Raw genomic sequence first — 15,203 nt, 5'->3', positions numbered from 1 at the left:
GTCGACCAAGCGAACTTCCGCAGACGGATCGCGTCGCCCGACTTCCTGGCACCCTCACGGGTGAGTGGTACATCGCAGGGGCCGAGCCGGAATGGGATTGCCGCGATGTACCACTCGTCGTGTCGACGGCCGGGTCAGGCCATGACGGAGACGCGGTCCGTGTCGGTCACGGGCCCGGTGCGCGATTCCGTGCGTGCGGCCAGGCGGACCGGCAGGCTGGTCAAGCCGTGAATCAACAGGCTCTTTCGCCACGTCAGATCGCTGAATTCGCCGTCGAGCGACAGATCCGGGAAAGTGGCCAGCAGCCTCGAGATCGCGGTCGTGGCCTCCATTCGTGCCAGGGCGGCACCGAGACAGTGATGGATGCCGTATCCGAAGGCGATGTGCCGGCTCTCGGGTCGTTCGACGTCGATGCGGTCCGGCTCGGCGAACCGGGCGGGGTCGCGGTTTGCGGCGGCGAGCGAGATGAGGATGAATTCGTCCGCGTCGATGTCCTGATCGCCCAACGTGATCGGGGCGGTGGTGTAGCGGGCCGTGGCCAAGTGCAGCGACCCCTGGAAGCGCAGGATCTCCTCGACGTAGGCGGGTATCGCCTCGGGGTTCGCGCGCAACCGCTCGGCGATTGCGGGCTCGCGCAGTAGCTCGAGTACCGAGTTGCCGATCAGATTGACCGTGGTCTCATGCCCAGCTATCAGCAGCAGGAGCAGCATGGCGATGAGTTCGTGCTGGTCCAGCCGGTCCTCGTGGTCTTTCGCGATGATCAGTTGGGAGAGCAGGTCGTCACGGGGGTCGTCGGTGCGTTCGGCGATCAACTTCGTCAGGTAGGTGAAGTATGTGACCCCGGCGGCGGCGCGTTCCTCGTTCGTGGCCGTGTCGCTGACGACCACGGCGGTCCACGAGCGGAAGTCTGCCTTGTCGTCGTCGGGCACCCCGAGCAGCTCGCAGATTACCGCGATCGGCAGCCGGAACGCGTAGTTGTCGATGAGGTCGACAGTCGTTCGCGCGCTGATGTCGTCGAGCAGACTGTCGGCGATCGAGGTGATTCTCGGTTGCAGATCGCGGATGGCGGGCCCTGCGAACGCCTTCGCCACGAGGCGGCGCAGACGCGTGTGCTGAGGCGGATCGGCGAACAACATATTGTCGCTGATGGCGGTGTTGAACATCTCGGCCGCACCGTTTTTGGCCAGCACGGCCTGTCCCTCGGGCGACCCGATGCGCTTGCTGATGGTCGGCTCCGCCAAGGCTTGCCTGGCCACGTCGTGATCGACGATCAACCAGCCGACCACACCGTCCAATCGAATGCGATGGAGGGGACCGCGCTCGCGCAGCGCCCGATAGGTCGCATGCGGATCCTGGTAGAACTCGTCTGTCAGTTCGAGGATCTCCATCTCGGCTGTCACCGGCCACCACCGGCCGACGAAACCATGGCCGAGCTCGAACATAGGTAATGCACTGTCCCTCAGTCCTTTCGACGAACATTCTGACTTGCGGCCGATGCGGTCCGGAACGAGTAATCGATCAGGGGTGCATCGGTGAGAGGTCGAGCAGTTTCGATCGGGTGAAACAGGGAGGCCCCCGCCACGGATTAGCCATGGCTACCGTTCAGTAAACATCTGAGTGCCCGAGTGGCTTCCGCGTGAACATCGCATCGAAATGCGCTGCTCGCACGCCAGGGCTGGTCGGAAGTCGTTGAAGCGGAGTCTTATTCGGAACCGGAGAGCGAAACAGATGGTAGCCCGGCGTCATCGGCGAACGTCTCCGTGCCGCTCCCTTCTATCAGCACGGTGTGATCACGACTTCGTGGCGAAACATCACGACGCCCGCCGTCGCCGGCGTTCGACACGGTGGATGACGGTGGTATGCGGGCGTCGACGAACTCGGCGGCAATAGTTCGGTCGGACAGCTTGATTCGCTTGGCCGAGTTCTCCAGTGCCGCTACCGCTGCCTCGGTCAGGCGGCGGACGATACCGCCCGCGCCGCGCAGCCGTCGAGGCCGACGGCCTGTCCGGCGGCAAGAATCATGTGGCCGGCCACCGAATTCTTGCGCGTCGCCTGCGCCGTCGCCGAGTCGATCCTTCACGACCCACCGGCGGACCGAGAACGAACGGGCGACCACCGCCGGCTGAACCTGCTCATGTCGAGCAAACTACTTCGCCGACCGGACGCCCGAACAGTGCTGTCAGAGATCACCCGAGTAGTCCTGGCTGATCCAGCGGTCGGGGCGGATGGTGAACAGTACGGAGTCGTTGCCGTCCATCCGGTCCGCGAAGGCGCGGCCCTCCTCCGGACCGAGATAGCGGCTGGCGATGCTCACCCGCGCCTCCCGGGGCGAGGGGGTGGCGGCCTCGATGACCGTGCCTTCGACGATGACGTACTGATAGGGCAACTCTTCGCGCTGCACCGTCAGTGTCACCACGCCGGCTTCCCGCACCAGCCTGGCCTTGCGGCGTGCCGCGCCGGTGTTGATGCGAATATTGCCGCCCGGGGTGTAGTCGTACCAGATCGGTGCGGTGGCGGGTGGACGCCCGTCGGTAGCGGCGACCGACAGCACTCCGATGTGCTTGCCCGCCAGGAATTCTTGACGCTCGGCTTCCGAGAAAGGTTTCGGCATAAGACGTCGAACGGAGCAGGCTGCGCCGTTTATTCCGGTCGAACGCGCGAATCCCACTGGGCGAGGACGGTCCGTAAGGTCGCCACCAGCGCAAGCGGTTGATCCATCATCGGGTGATGACCGGCCTCGGCCAATTCGACCACCGTCGCGGGCCGCCCGAACAATCTCGCGATCTCCAGCGCCCGCTCCCGGGTCACCAAACCGCGTTCGCATCGGATGTACAGCACGGATGCGTCCACGGCCCGCAGCGAGCCCAGCGGTGGGATACGCCCGTCTTCGAGGCGCTTGCGCAACATCTCGGGATCGAACTTCCAGCCCCACCCGGCACCGGTGTCTCGCACCGATTCCTCCGCCACGTGCCGCGCGACGTAAGGAAGCAGAACCGCCTGGTCCGGAATGGTTCGAAACCGGCCACAGATCTCGTCCCGCGTCGGGTACGTCTTCGGCCGGTGGAGCAACTGCCGGACGATTGACTCTTGCGACGGCTCCTGAAACGGAGAATCGATGACGACCAGACCCGCGAGCGATTCCCGATGCCGCGCAGCCGCCACGGCGCTCACTCGCCCACCCATGCTGTGCCCGACGACGTACGGCCGTCCGGCTATCCCGCCGGCCTCGGCAGCGGCCATCACCTCGTCCGCCCAGCCCTCGATCGGATATCGGGATCGCACGGCGCTGTCACCGTGCCCGGACAAATCCAGCGCCACCACACGATGCGTACCCGCCAACAGCGGAGCGATGTGGTCCCACCAGCCCGAATGCGCCGATCCGCCGTGCACCAGCACCACACCGGCCGTCCCCGCCGGGCCCCAGCACCGCAGATGAACGACACCGCCCCCGACGTCGACCTCACGATGGTCGGGGAGTTCCGCAATGGCCCGCGTGAACCAGCCCGGTGCCGCGACACCCGCCCCCGCCGTCACTATCATCGCCGCCTCCTTCGCCCGGGCCCGCTCCTCGGACCATATCGGCAGGCGTACGTAGCGGTGGCGCCACCGGTGGTGCAACGAGATTTTCGCTCGATCCCGGGCACCATATTCGCCACGTCCGAGACGGACCGGCGCTGACATGCGAACGCTGCGGGAGCAATCCCGAGCCGCGGAAACAGCAAACTGCGACAGCTTGTCCTACAAACTCAACTTCTCTGTGCAGCAGTACAATTCGGAAACCGAGCCAGCAGCGCGGCGTCGAACGCCGCCACCGCTCGGTGTGACAGACCGCGCCAGGCGAAATTTTCCGTCTGGGTGACGCCACAACGTTCCGCCGAGTGGTCAGCACGGTGGTCGACGACGCCTGTGGCGACCCCGAGTGGTCCGCGCGGAAGAAGTTCGATGCACCAAAGGAACCGTGGGACGAGCCCACCAGCCACGGGACGGTGCCACCCTTGCGAAGTCAGCAGGCGGCATTCTGCGCGTTGGCACACTCTAGGCACACTGGCGGTCAACAATGACTCTCAACCGGAAACAAAAAATCCCCTCCGACCCTGGTCGGAGGGGATTTTCTCGGTCGGGCTGACAGGATTTGAACCTGCGACCACTTGACACACGTTCAAGCGCTCCGAACGGTTCGCAACAGTTCTCATAATGCCTGATCAATCCCTATTTCAGCAGCCTAGGAGCAACCCGTGGCACCCCGATGAACCCCAGCATTTCCCATCAAAAACGTGAGATTTCTGTGGGACGCCTCAGATCACCGCAACAGCGTACGATCGCAACGGTCAGTCAATTCTCAGCAGAGGCAGGCGTAACCGCGCCGGTGTGTCGCAGCGAAACACGCCGATCAAATCTCGAGTCCAGCTAATAATTGGCAATCAGATGCGAAGGTGGCAGGAAGAAGTTCTCCTCACTTGCGATACCTGCACCGAATACACCTGCGCCGCATCCACATTCATCACTGCGACATATCGTCCGGACGGCGGAACGCTTGTCACCACCCAGGAGCCTCGGGCTTCCCTGCAGATGATCCGGACGCACCGAAGCAGCAACGCAGACCAGCCCATGTCACCGCGAGCCGATTTCGCGTATGCCGCGCGACGACTTCCCAGGACCGCAGCAACACCGCCAACAGCACCTTGCCTGCGAGCGTCCGACTCGAACTTTCACATCCGACATCGAGAGCGCAGGCCACCGCATCAGTGGCCAGTCAGGGAGACGAACCGGTCTGATAAATCAAAGCGCGGTGGCCCAGCCTAAGCTTGCCTGTTGAATGCTTCGACAGCACGTTCAGGCAAACTATGGAGGGCACCCACGTGGCGAAAAAGGTCATCGTCGAACTGATCGACGACTTCGACGGCAAATCGAAGGCCGAGGAGACTGTGTCATTCAGCCTCGACGGCGTCGAGTACGAGATCGATCCACCAAGAACGCGAGCAAGCTCCGCAGCGTCTTCGAGCAATGGACCGGCCCCGCTCGCAAGGTCGGACGAGTCTCTCGGAACAAGGCCAAGACCGCTCCGCGCACCACTGCCGACAAGCAGCAGACCGGCGCTATTCGTGAATGGGCAAAGAACAACGGCTACAACGTCTCCAGCCGCGGGCGAATCCAAGCCGACATCATCGAGGCATACAACAAGGCAAGCTAGGCCCGCACAGAGCAATGGCCGGCGAGCTAACAGGGTTTCGAGGTGGTCGACGGCGGTTTGGTGAGAGGTTGTCAGCGGGTAGTGCTCGTTCCTGCCCGGCCGCGCTGGCCCTCGGTTGCCCGATCAGCTGCGAGGCTTACTAGTGAGCCTCACCGCTTCGGAACAGAGTTGAACGGGGGCGAAACCCGGTGCCGGTCTGCGGGCGGAACCGGGCTCCCCAAACAGCGTGTCACGAAAGCGTCACTGCGCCACGCGCTTACCACTCTATCGATCTGCCGCCAAGCCCGCTGACCCCGTACCAAAGCTGGCAAACGTACTGGATTCGGTCACGATCGATACCCCGCAGAACGGCGGACCGAATCCGGCGGACCGGACGGGCCGAGCTTCGCACTCGATGGCACCAACCACCTCAGTCACGGCGAGCAGGACGACGCGATCGGCACCTATCTCCGCTGTGCAGCCAGCCACCGGGTCCATCCGCGACTACGGCACTAGGGCATCAGAGTGCCGGTGAATTCCCGCGCCTCGGCGCTGCTGGGCGCGGGTTGCCCTGGCGCTACAAACTGAGCGGTGTTGCAGGCTCCGCGGTTAGCCTCTTGGGGGCGAACCAAATCCGTGGATGAGGAGCGGCCCCGCCCAGTAATATCCGCAGCCTACTGGCGGAAGGTCCCTGGTGAGTCTGGTGAAGCGCAAGGGTGTTCCTGATGGCATCTAATTTCGACATCGCTGCATTGGCCATCACGGCGCGGCGGAACGGTTTTGCTGTCGCGACCGCACGCCCACTCGACATTGCATTTCTGCCTACACCGACGAACTGGAGGAAACTCCCGATCCGCAAGGGCGATCCTGCAGTATCCATACTGCGTCCGACTTCTCCACAAGCCGCGAAGCCACGATCGCTCAGCGCGACCACCGGGTTAGGTGCTCAACCAATGCACACCGACGGCGCTCATTTCCGGGTGCCTCCCGACATCGTGCTTCTCTACGCAGAACACCCATCCACGACACCCACGATGCTCCTGCGCAATCCCCTTCGAGATTCCCCGACATACGACGGCACGGCCGGGGTATTCCTGGTGAATGGCGGTGACGATCGATTCCTCGCCACCGCATACGACTACGGGCACGGCCTCCGTTTCGACTCGGGCTGCATGACCCCTCAAGACCAGCGAGCACGCCAGATCGCGCGTGTCATCGCCGATGCCGAGGCGCGCGCCGAGGAGCACATCTGGTCTCAGCCGAACGCCGTACTGATCATCGATAACACCGCAGTTCTCCATGGACGAGCAGCAGTGGCTACCGGCGACGAGGACCGGGCACTGGTCCGGGTCGCGTTCAATACCAAGGGGGCCTCGTGAGCGACACCTACAACCCTGATGCGCTGTGGCTCAAAGCAAAACTGTTCCTCAACCATGCTATGGATGACGACGGAGCACGGACCTTCGACGAGCAGGCTCTGTGGGCCGCGCTCGCGCTTGAACTGCTCGCGAAAGCGGCGCTGTCGCGGCACTCCCCGGTACTCATCGCCGCACCCAGCGAGGACGGCGGGAACCTGCTCGCCGCAGTTGGCCTCACCAAGGCCGACCGATTCGTCTCAGTACCGGCGAAAACTCTGATCTCAAGATGCAGCAAGGCGTTCCCGCCCTTCAGCGAACGTGAGTCGTCGTTAATCATGCAGGCTCGAAACGAGTACCTGCACGGAGGTGCTGCCGTGTACACGAAGCTGCCCGCCAGTGCCTGGTGGCCGAAGTACTGGTCACAAGCGGCGATCCTGGTCCTGGTCCAAGATCGCACGATCGAAGATCTGGTCGGCGTCGACCGCATGGAGACGGTCGAGGCATACCTTGCCACCAACAAGCAGAACATCGAGCATCGTGCAGAGACCTTGATACGGCGCGCACAGCAGCGATATGCCCAAATACGTTCCGGCAAAGCATCTGTGAAGGACGCAGCCGAGTGGGCCCGTTTCCCGGATCTCACGGCGGGGCTGAACTATCGCGATGCCGCCGGATGCCCATCTTGCGGCGAGGAGGGGAACATCGAAGGTGACGAGGTTTTGGAGCGAGACCGGAATCACGAACAGGTCTCGGAGGATGACTACGATATTTGGGACGAACTCACCGTGAGCGCCGAATACTTCAGCTGCTCGAAATGCCAACTCGTACTCGACAGTGTAGAGCTCGTTGCCGCCGCCGGTCTCGAAGAGACCTTTTGGATAAGAGATGACGATCCAGACACCACCCTCGAACTGGAGTACGGCAACGACTGAGGCCATCTGGCTACATCCGCGGGTCCCCCGGCAACGTCCAGAGATTCCCAGTGCATAGCGGGGGCCGGCGTCGGCACCGGGACGCAATCGCGGTCAGTGCCGGAACGCGGGGAGTGTCGAAGTCCGTCATCATATGAAATAGCGATCAGAAGTAGTGATCGCCGAAAATCAACGGATATCGGCATAGCCGCTGGTGGTAGGCAGTCGAGATCCCGGTAAGGGGCATGACCGCTGGTCAAGCCGTTGTCGTTGTTTCCCGGGGTGCCCGGAGGGGTGTATCTCCTCATCGCGGTGGTGGTGGTGCTGCTTCGGCCGCATCCTGACATCTCGACTGCCGCGATCGTGGTCGGGATGTTCGGTTTTGCGCTTTTCCTTGCGCTTCCGTCGTTGCTGATTCTGTGGTTCGCGTTCCGGAGGCTACGACGGTCGGCCCGGATTCGCCGCGGCGCGCCTGCGGCTTATCTGGTGTGGCGGGCTGGGGTGTACTGCCATCGATGCGGCGTGTGCTTTTGGCCCTTCGCACCCGCCGCCGGGATCCCGGTGCGACATCCGGTTCCCCCAGGCGGTTTCCAGGGGATCGTCTGGAATGTCGGGGGTTACCTCAACGATGCGTGATCTCCCCTGACACAAGGACGTAGGCCCCTGCCACCGTGTCTGGGCGGAGCTCTGCTTGCGGACCGTCTGTTCGGCGATCATCCTCTCGGCGCGCTGTTTCCCGGATGCCGGTTACTGCGATTGTTCTGCCGATTCCATAGAGCGCTGTGGCTCGTCGGGCGGTGGCTTGCTCTCACGATGTGTCGTCTGCACTCCCGGTTCGGGCTTTTCCTGCCTGGCGGCGAGTAGTTGGCGCGTGACCTTGAGGCTGATTTGAAGTAGTTCGGCGATGTCGTCGGCGCTACATCCGTGCTCGTTCATGCGCGCCACGGCCGCAGCCTGCTTGGTGTGATGTATCGCGATGTCGGTTGTCGCGGTCTGTTCGAGGTGGCGGATCTTGTCGTGTAACGCTCGGATGCGGCGGTCGCGGCGTTGTTCGATCGTTGAAATCGCCTGCCATGCGGACCAATACTGCCGCACGGCGTCGCTGACATTCTGTTCGCGGCGACGTTCAAGCGCACGCCGGCGATCCATTACTTCCCGCGAATGACGCAGTTGGCCAGCGAGTTTCCCGGCGTCTCGTCCACGTTCGCTCCTGCTCGCCCGGGGGTCGTTCATGTCGTGCTCTCCCAAATTTCTGGGTGAGATCAACCCGCGCCTCGCAGTTCAACGATACGCCCACCGCCCGCCATCCAGCGGCGCCGCATCCGGCACAGCGCGGTCAGAGGCAGCCGCGTCAGCCGTCAACTCGCGATCAGGTCTCGCCTGCCCATTTCCCTACTGCCCATCGCTGTCGAAAGGAGTCCCCGTGACCGAAACCCAGCTCGAGGTCGCTGATATCGCATCGGTGGTGTCTCGGTGTCTGTCCGATCTTGAGCCGGTGTTCGAGCAGATCGACTGGGCCGAAGACGAAATCGCCCGCGCGCAACGACGACATCCCCGCCACCGCAACGCCCTCTACCACTCGTTCGCGTTGTTGATGCCGACCCATGAGCGGATGCGCCAGGAATTCGTGTACCGCTCGCACTGCCGCGAACTGCTCGACCGCGTCGCCGCAGGCCTGTCCCCAGTTCCGGGGACCGCGGCCGAGGTCGCGCTCGCCGTCATGGCGGCCAGCCAGATTGCCCCGCTCAACACCGCCGCGTTCGGCCTGTACACGCGGATGTGGATCCAGGCCGGATTCCCTCACTTGAAATCAGTGACCGGTTCGCACGAGCACTACGAAGCGATCGCCAAGTCCCGCATCGACGATCTCGAAGCCGAAACACGCACTCGCCTGTCGGTGGCCGACCGCGTCTTGCGACCTATCGAATGTCCGGGCCGCCACCACGGCCAACCAGCCGACGACTGCGAATACGCCCGTCCCAGCTTGGCTACCTGAGCGAAACACCTGGACCTCGCGTCCTCTCGCCCTGACACAGCGGCTCGGGCACACGCGAGTCTCCGCTTCTACCGAGCGCTCACCTCGGTTCTTGTTTGCCCTGTTCTGTCCGTGTCCCGCGCCGGTCGACTCCCCTTGTCGACCGGCGCTTTTCTGTTGTGGAGGGTGTGTGCGTTCATGACCGATCCGATCCTGGGTCCACCGTGCGCGGTCTGCGACGGCACGGCACCCGATACGGAGCTGTGCATCGCGAATCCCGCTGTGTACGATTCATGTTGGCAACAACTACCCCGCTGCGACCACTGCCGAACCCCCTCGCTGCGGTTGACACGCACTGCCGAAGAGGCCGAGTTGTGCGCGCACTGCCTGACCGGGTGGGCCGGGTGTGTGTCGTGCCAGCAGCTAACCGGCCCGCAGTTGCGCACCGATACCGATGACCCGGTGTGCGCGCGGTGCGCGGGCTCGTTGTTCGCCGCGTGTTTCAGCTGCGGGCGGTTCAGTGCCGACAGCCGCTACATCTCCGGAGGGCACCGTGCCTGCCCGCGCTGCGCCACTCGATTCCACGCCTGCCCGGCATGCGGCACCCTCGTCCAACCCGGACACCGGTGCGAGGCCTGCGGCAACCGGGGGAAGGTGTGGAACTACACCTACCGACCCGACCCCCGCTTCCACGGCACCGGACCCCTGTATCTGGGGCTGGAACTGGAAATCATCGTCCCCGAACACCGCTTCGACACCTGCGCCACCCTGGCCACCGACCACCTCGCCGGACTCGGGTACCTGAAGAAGGACTCTTCTATCAGGCCGTCCGGATTCGAACTCGTCACCCACCCCCTCTCCTATCAGTACGCGATCGAGTCGTTTCCCTGGCCACTGCTCGACCAACTGCACCGACTCGGGTGTGAGGCCGACGCGTCGGTAGGGCTGCACGTCCATGCCAGCCGGGCCGGGTTCGACAATCCGGCGCATGTGTATCGGTGGCTGAAACTGTTGTACCGCAACGAGGAAGCGGTCACACGGTTGGCGCGCCGCCGCACGCATTACGCCCAGTTCGACAGCGCTGCCCGCGCACGTGCCCGCCATACCGCCAAGGGGCCGCAGCACGCGCTGGGGCTCGAGCGCTACCAGGCGATCAATCCGCTACCTAGAAACACCCTGGAGGTGCGGGTGTTCGCCAGCTCGCTTCATGTGCAGCAGGTGCAGGCAGCGCTCGCGTTCACCGCCGCCTCCATCGACTACACCCGCGGTCTGCGGGTCGCCGACATCCGCGCCGGCGCCTGGGACTGGGCCCGCTTCGCCACCTGGGTCACCACCCGCCCCGACTACCAGCCGCTGGCTCAGGAGATGGAGGCCCTCCAATGTGCCTGCTGACCTACTACCCCGCCGGTGCTGCGATCGATAAGGGAGCGCTGCGGTTCGGCGCCGATGCGAATCCCGACGGTCACGGTTTCGCGATCGTCACCGACGGCCGCATCATCACCGGGCACGGCATGAACGCCGACACCGTGATCGGCACCTTCGCACGCACCCGCGCCGACCATCCCGACGGCCCGGCGTTATTCCACTCCCGCTACGCCACCCGCGGCGCGGTCGACCTGTCCAATTGCCACCCCTTCCGCCTCGGCGGTGATGCGCGAACGGTGTTGGCGCACAACGGCACCCTGCCCAAGCGTGTCCATCCGCGCGCGTATGACCGGCGCTCGGATACCCGGATCGCGGCCGAGGACTACCTGGCGAGGCAACCGTTCGGGCCGATCGACACCGCCGCCGGAGCGCGCGGACTTTCTGGCTGGTTGGGGTCGAGCAAGCTGGTGATCTTGACCGTCGATCCGGCCTACGCCCTCACCGCCTACCTGTTCGGTGAGCGCGCGGGGCAGTGGGTGGGCGGGATCTGGTGTTCCAACCGCTCCTTCCTGCCGCCCGAGCAGCGGTGGCCGGCCCGGCGCCGGACGGTGTGCGGGTACTGCCTGGACCGCGATCTCGAACGCACCAGCCGCTACTGCCGCACCTGCGGATGGTGCTTCTACTGCCGATCCGCTCTCTCCTACTGCACCTGCGAGTCCGCCCGGAACCGCAGCGCCGCCTCCCCGTTCCCGACCTCGGGCTGACCTGGGAGCTCGAGCGGCTTCCACCGCCGCTCGCCCTGCGCCCCGCTCCGGCCAGTCATGGCCCGCAGCGGGGCGCCGTCGTCTCTCCCCCATTCTCCGGAAGGACGTGAAATTCGTATGCCCTCATCCACTCTCACCGATCGGCGGTGTGACGACTGTTCACACCCGATCGACGACACCACAACCGTCCTCACGGTCGAGGGTGATCATCTGTGCCGCGCGTGCGCCGACCGGCTCGACACCTGCGACGACTGCGCCACCCCCGCACGCGATCGCCGCTCCACCGTGCGCGGCACCGACGTGTGCACGGAATGCTCCACCGGCTGGCGACGGTGCCGCGATTGCGACCGCTTCGACAGCGACCTGATCCGCGTCATCGGCCACGGCGAGGTCTGCGACGACTGCGCCGACAGCTACCTGGTGTGCGATGACTGCGGCTCGCGCGCGGACGGGCTCCGCGAGACCGAATCCGGGGCCGATGTGTGCGAGCGCTGCGAGGACGCCGACTACCGCCGCTGCGGCGGCTGCGACATCCTCATCCGCTGCTGGGAGGACTACTGCGACACCTGCGCCAACGAACGACCCGACCACCACGGCATCCACTCCTACGACTACAAACCCGAACCCGACTTCCACGGCTCCGGACCGCTCTACCTCGGCCTGGAACTGGAAATCAAAACGCCGCGAGAGGCTTTCGATGAAGCAGTCGAGGTCGCCATCGACCGGCTCGGTGGCCTCGCATATCTGAAGGAGGACGGCAGTATCCAGCCATGTGGGTTCGAACTCGTGACCCACCCGATGTCGTATAAGTATGCGCGCCAACGCTTTCCGTGGACGCTACTGAATCGGTTGCGGCTCCTGGGAGCCTACACCGATACCAGCGTCGGCATCCACGTCCACGTCTCCCGCGCCGGGTTTTCCTCTCCCGCACACGCCTACCGGTGGTTGAAATTCGTCTACCGCAACGAATCCCACGTCAAGACGTTGGCGCGCCGCAACTCCGAGGAATGGGCGATGTTCGATTCGGGCGCCCGCGCCAACGCCGCCGCCCACGCCAAAAGCAACGCCGAACGCGCGTTCCGGTACCAGGCCATCAACGTACGCCCCGAGCACACATTCGAACTGCGGGTCTTCGCCAGCTCCCTGAACACGCGGGAGGTCCAAGCCGCGCTCGCCTTCGCCGACGCCTCCGTCGAATACACGCGCACCCTCTCGGCCGCCGATATCGCTCGCCGCCGTGGCTGGGAATGGGCGGCGTTCACCGCGTGGCTGGCCGCCCGCCCCGAATATCGCTGCCTGACCGACGAATTGGAGGCCCTCGCGTGTGCATCCTGACCTTCTACAAACCCGGCCAGGACCCCGACCTCGACGCCCTGCACGGCGGGGCTCTGGCCAACCCGCACGGCCACGGCTACGCCATCCACACCGGCAAGACGATCCTCGTCGGGCACGGCATGAACGCCGAGCAGGTGATCGCCGAGTTCGCCGAACAACGCGCCAAGCATCCGGGTGGTCCGGCGTTGTTCCATTCCCGCTACGCCACCCACGGCGACCGCGACACCAGCAACTGCCACCCCTTCACCGTCGGCGGCGACCCGCGCACCGTCCTCGCCCACAACGGGGTCTTACCCGCCAACGTGCACCCGGCGGCCGGCGACGCCCGCTCGGATACCCGGATCGCAGCCGAGGACTTCCTGCCCACCAGCCCGTTCGGGTCGCTGGACAGCTGGGCGGGGCGTGATCGGTTCGAACATTGGCTCGGCTCCAACAAGGTCGTCGTCTTGACCACCGATCCCGCCTACAAACATCCCGCCTACGTGTTCGGGGAACGCCACGGGCACTGGGTCGGGGGCACCTGGTACTCCAACGACAGCTACCTGATACGCGAGTGGGCCAGCGCCGACACCGACTACATCGGATTCTGCGAACACTGCGGCGCATTCGAAGACGACCCCTTCGGCCCGCACTGCGGATGGTGCGGATACTGCGCCGACTGCGCGCACCCGTTCCCCCGCTGCGCCTGCCCGCAATTCGACGGCGCCGACCGCTACGCCGACCTTCTCGGCCTGCCAACCCACTGACCAGCCGACCACCAATCACCGTGCCCGGCCCCGCCACCGCTTCGCTGCCGTGCCCGTACTCGCTGTGTAAGGAGTTGTTCCCGTGAGCGAATCCACCTTCAAACCGTTGAGCCGCGACGAGACCGTCGCCGTCTTGGTCGAGGCCCTCGGCCCCTACATCGCCTCGACACGGCGTGCGCTCGGTATCGCCCACACGATGGCCACCGTCGTCGGCGGCGAACCCCTGACTCTGCTCAACTACGCCATCGCCGACTACCGCACCCACGAACGGCTCGTCCGCGTCACATATCGCGCACTGCACAGCTCGGCAAGCGCCCACGAATAGAAGGCGTTCCCGGACTCCGCCGCGACCGGACTCGCAACCGAACGTCACGGCGCGCGGCGGTGACCGAGGAAACGACGGTGCTCGCGGCGACGTACCGGGCTCACCGCCCCTCCTGTCTCGCGCCCCCTTTTTCGATCCGAATGGAGCTATTCGATGCCCGACACTCCCGGCGGCGCCCTCGACCGAGCCGTCACCACACGCGGTGTTGTTCTCGCCTCGGCGTGGGCGACCCGCGTGATCGAAGCAGGCGCGCCGTGGTGGAGCCTGCTCGATGCCACCGCATCCGGCGTCGTGCCCGACCCCGACGCGACCACGCTTGCCGCCACGTTCGTAGCCGCGGGACATCCGATCCGCCGGTCACGCGAAGAACTGACCCGCCTGATCGAGCCCGACTCGCCTCTGGCCGACCAGGTCCGCGCACTGCTGCCCGCCGACACCGGCATCCGCACACAGTGCGCGCCCAGCGAGATCACCGCCACCGTCGCGACGGTGGTCGACCACGTCGACACGCTCGCGGCAGGTTCGCGGCTTACTCCGGCGGATATGGCCGCACTCGCGGCGGACTTACGCACAGCCGCGGTGCGGCATTGCATGCTCGGGCTGGCCGGCACTGCCCGTGTCGACGCGGCTGAACGGTTGTGGGCGCTGCTCACCCGCAGCCTGCCCGACCCCGAACGCGCCCATGCCGCGGCTCTGCTGGCGTTCTCGGCCTATCACCGAGGCGATGGAGCGCTGGCCTCGATCGCGCTGGACGCAGCCCTGGACGCCGACCCACAGCATCGGTTCGCCCGGTCCCTCGACACCACACTGCGAGACGGCACATCCCCACCCCGACTCGGTGCTGTCGTCACCTACGCCCACGACATCGCCGACGCACTCGGCATCGATCTGCACCGCTGACCAGCGTCGCCTCTTTTCTCGTCTCCTCGTTTTCGTTCCCGATCAGAAAGGTCAGTTCATGCCGTCCGCGAACTCTGTCCCGACCCTGTCCCGCGCGGAATTCGATCGACTCGAACACCGTGGCGCCGCGGGCACCACCGCCGTCCTCGCCGAGATGGATTCCGCTGTCGCCGACCGCTGGCGCGACGAGCACACCGGGTGGCGCGGTCGTCACTGGGCCTATCTCGACGACGAGCACGGCGTGCTGCGCCTGCACCCGATCAACGTCACCCGCACCTCGAGCCAGGCAGCCGCCTGACCCACCTCTGTTTCGGTTCACCGTCCAGATCGGCGCGGTCCCACCGCTATTCATAT

The 15,203-nt window shown here is 65.1% G+C and carries 17 protein-coding genes and 1 pseudogene; 13 read left to right on the top strand and 5 right to left on the bottom strand.

From position 1 onward, the window contains the following. Positions 1–134: 134 nt before the first annotated feature. From NN2_RS08390 to NN2_RS08380, 4 genes are all read right to left on the bottom strand, one after another. Complete coding sequence (locus NN2_RS08390) at positions 135–1,400, bottom strand: cytochrome P450 family protein (RefSeq protein WP_218022008.1); 1,266 nt, start codon at positions 1,398–1,400, stop codon at positions 135–137. 302 nt (positions 1,401–1,702) lie between these two features. Then, complete coding sequence (locus tag NN2_RS37030) at positions 1,703–2,116, bottom strand: hypothetical protein (protein WP_156511277.1); 414 nt, start codon at positions 2,114–2,116, stop codon at positions 1,703–1,705. Positions 2,117–2,179: 63 nt separating this feature from the next. Continuing rightward, on the bottom strand, positions 2,180–2,611 hold the full coding sequence (locus tag NN2_RS08385; protein ID WP_063011946.1) for a pyridoxamine 5'-phosphate oxidase family protein: 432 nt from the start codon (positions 2,609–2,611) through the stop codon (positions 2,180–2,182). A gap of 29 nt (positions 2,612–2,640) precedes the next feature. After that, positions 2,641–3,540, bottom strand: a complete 900-nt coding sequence (locus tag NN2_RS08380; protein ID WP_063011944.1) for an alpha/beta fold hydrolase — start codon at positions 3,538–3,540, stop codon at positions 2,641–2,643. Between NN2_RS08380 and NN2_RS39060 the strand changes: the two genes are divergently transcribed. The 5 genes and pseudogenes from NN2_RS39060 to NN2_RS08365 all read left to right on the top strand — a co-directional run bounded on the left by NN2_RS39060 (position 3,507) and on the right by NN2_RS08365 (position 8,075). Next, a complete protein-coding gene (locus tag NN2_RS39060) occupies positions 3,507–3,824 on the top strand; it encodes a YgiT-type zinc finger protein (RefSeq protein WP_156511276.1) in 318 nt (105 codons plus the stop codon). The genes NN2_RS08380 and NN2_RS39060 overlap by 34 nt on opposite strands. Positions 3,825–4,859: 1,035 nt before the next feature. Beyond that, positions 4,860–5,191 (top strand): annotated as a pseudogene (locus NN2_RS36155) (histone-like nucleoid-structuring protein Lsr2). Between the two features lie 704 nt (positions 5,192–5,895). Next, a complete protein-coding gene (locus NN2_RS08375; RefSeq protein WP_156511275.1) occupies positions 5,896–6,549 on the top strand; it encodes a Fe(II)-2OG oxygenase family protein in 654 nt (217 codons plus the stop codon). Then, entirely contained in the window at positions 6,546–7,460 is a 915-nt protein-coding gene (locus NN2_RS08370; RefSeq protein ID WP_063011940.1) for a hypothetical protein, read from the top strand. Before NN2_RS08375 ends, NN2_RS08370 begins: the two co-directional genes overlap by 4 nt. A gap of 291 nt (positions 7,461–7,751) precedes the next feature. Continuing rightward, a complete protein-coding gene (locus tag NN2_RS08365; RefSeq protein WP_156511274.1) occupies positions 7,752–8,075 on the top strand; it encodes a hypothetical protein in 324 nt (107 codons plus the stop codon). Positions 8,076–8,186: 111 nt separating this feature from the next. Here the strand turns inward: NN2_RS08365 and NN2_RS08360 are convergent, their stop codons facing one another. After that, on the bottom strand, positions 8,187–8,588 hold the full coding sequence (locus tag NN2_RS08360; RefSeq protein ID WP_063011936.1) for a hypothetical protein: 402 nt from the start codon (positions 8,586–8,588) through the stop codon (positions 8,187–8,189). 274 nt (positions 8,589–8,862) lie between these two features. Between NN2_RS08360 and NN2_RS08355 the strand changes: the two genes are divergently transcribed. The 8 genes from NN2_RS08355 (at position 8,863) to NN2_RS08320 (ending at position 15,147) form a co-directional block, all read left to right on the top strand. Further along, the gene (locus NN2_RS08355; protein ID WP_063011934.1) at positions 8,863–9,435 is read left to right on the top strand and encodes a hypothetical protein; all 573 of its coding nucleotides are present in this window, start codon (positions 8,863–8,865) and stop codon (positions 9,433–9,435) included. A 324-nt stretch (positions 9,436–9,759) separates the two neighbouring features. Then, a complete protein-coding gene (locus tag NN2_RS08350) occupies positions 9,760–10,806 on the top strand; it encodes a hypothetical protein (RefSeq protein ID WP_245658607.1) in 1,047 nt (348 codons plus the stop codon). Further along, on the top strand, positions 10,794–11,543 hold the full coding sequence (locus NN2_RS08345) for a class II glutamine amidotransferase (protein WP_063011932.1): 750 nt from the start codon (positions 10,794–10,796) through the stop codon (positions 11,541–11,543). Before NN2_RS08350 ends, NN2_RS08345 begins: the two co-directional genes overlap by 13 nt. A 117-nt stretch (positions 11,544–11,660) precedes the next feature. Continuing rightward, positions 11,661–12,878 carry a hypothetical protein gene (locus NN2_RS38470; protein WP_245658605.1) on the top strand — a complete coding sequence of 406 codons (1,218 nt, stop codon included), beginning with the start codon at positions 11,661–11,663 and terminating at the stop codon, positions 12,876–12,878. Beyond that, entirely contained in the window at positions 12,866–13,624 is a 759-nt protein-coding gene (locus tag NN2_RS08335) for a class II glutamine amidotransferase domain-containing protein (RefSeq protein WP_063011930.1), read from the top strand. The genes NN2_RS38470 and NN2_RS08335 overlap by 13 nt, the downstream gene beginning before the upstream one ends. 82 nt (positions 13,625–13,706) lie before the next feature. Further along, positions 13,707–13,949, top strand: coding sequence for a hypothetical protein (locus NN2_RS08330; protein WP_063011928.1), 243 nt, complete (start codon positions 13,707–13,709; stop codon positions 13,947–13,949). 153 nt (positions 13,950–14,102) lie between these two features. Beyond that, positions 14,103–14,849, top strand: a complete 747-nt coding sequence (locus NN2_RS08325) for a DUF4192 domain-containing protein (protein WP_063011926.1) — start codon at positions 14,103–14,105, stop codon at positions 14,847–14,849. Between the two features lie 58 nt (positions 14,850–14,907). Next, positions 14,908–15,147: a hypothetical protein gene (locus tag NN2_RS08320; protein WP_063011924.1), complete on the top strand. Its 240-nt coding sequence runs from the start codon at positions 14,908–14,910 to the stop codon at positions 15,145–15,147. The last annotated feature ends 56 nt before the right edge of the window (positions 15,148–15,203 follow it).

It is taken from the genome of Nocardia nova NBRC 15556 (genome assembly GCF_001613005.1).
Classification (GTDB): Bacteria; Actinomycetota; Actinomycetes; order Mycobacteriales; family Mycobacteriaceae; genus Nocardia; species Nocardia nova.
Note: the sequence above shows the minus strand (reverse complement) of the source record. Positions and strands in the feature narration are given on the sequence as shown.

Coding starts and splice junctions, on each gene's coding strand:
- NN2_RS08385 (WP_063011946.1), bottom strand. CDS start 2,611: ATGCCGAAACCTTTCTCGGAAGCCGAGCGTCAAGAATTCCTGGCGGGC.
- NN2_RS08380 (WP_063011944.1), bottom strand. CDS start 3,540: ATGATAGTGACGGCGGGGGCGGGTGTCGCGGCACCGGGCTGGTTCACG.
- NN2_RS08375 (WP_156511275.1), top strand. CDS start 5,896: ATGGCATCTAATTTCGACATCGCTGCATTGGCCATCACGGCGCGGCGG.
- NN2_RS08360 (WP_063011936.1), bottom strand. CDS start 8,588: ATGGATCGCCGGCGTGCGCTTGAACGTCGCCGCGAACAGAATGTCAGC.
- NN2_RS08345 (WP_063011932.1), top strand. CDS start 10,794: ATGTGCCTGCTGACCTACTACCCCGCCGGTGCTGCGATCGATAAGGGA.
- NN2_RS38470 (WP_245658605.1), top strand. CDS start 11,661: ATGCCCTCATCCACTCTCACCGATCGGCGGTGTGACGACTGTTCACAC.
- NN2_RS08325 (WP_063011926.1), top strand. CDS start 14,103: ATGCCCGACACTCCCGGCGGCGCCCTCGACCGAGCCGTCACCACACGC.
- NN2_RS08320 (WP_063011924.1), top strand. CDS start 14,908: ATGCCGTCCGCGAACTCTGTCCCGACCCTGTCCCGCGCGGAATTCGAT.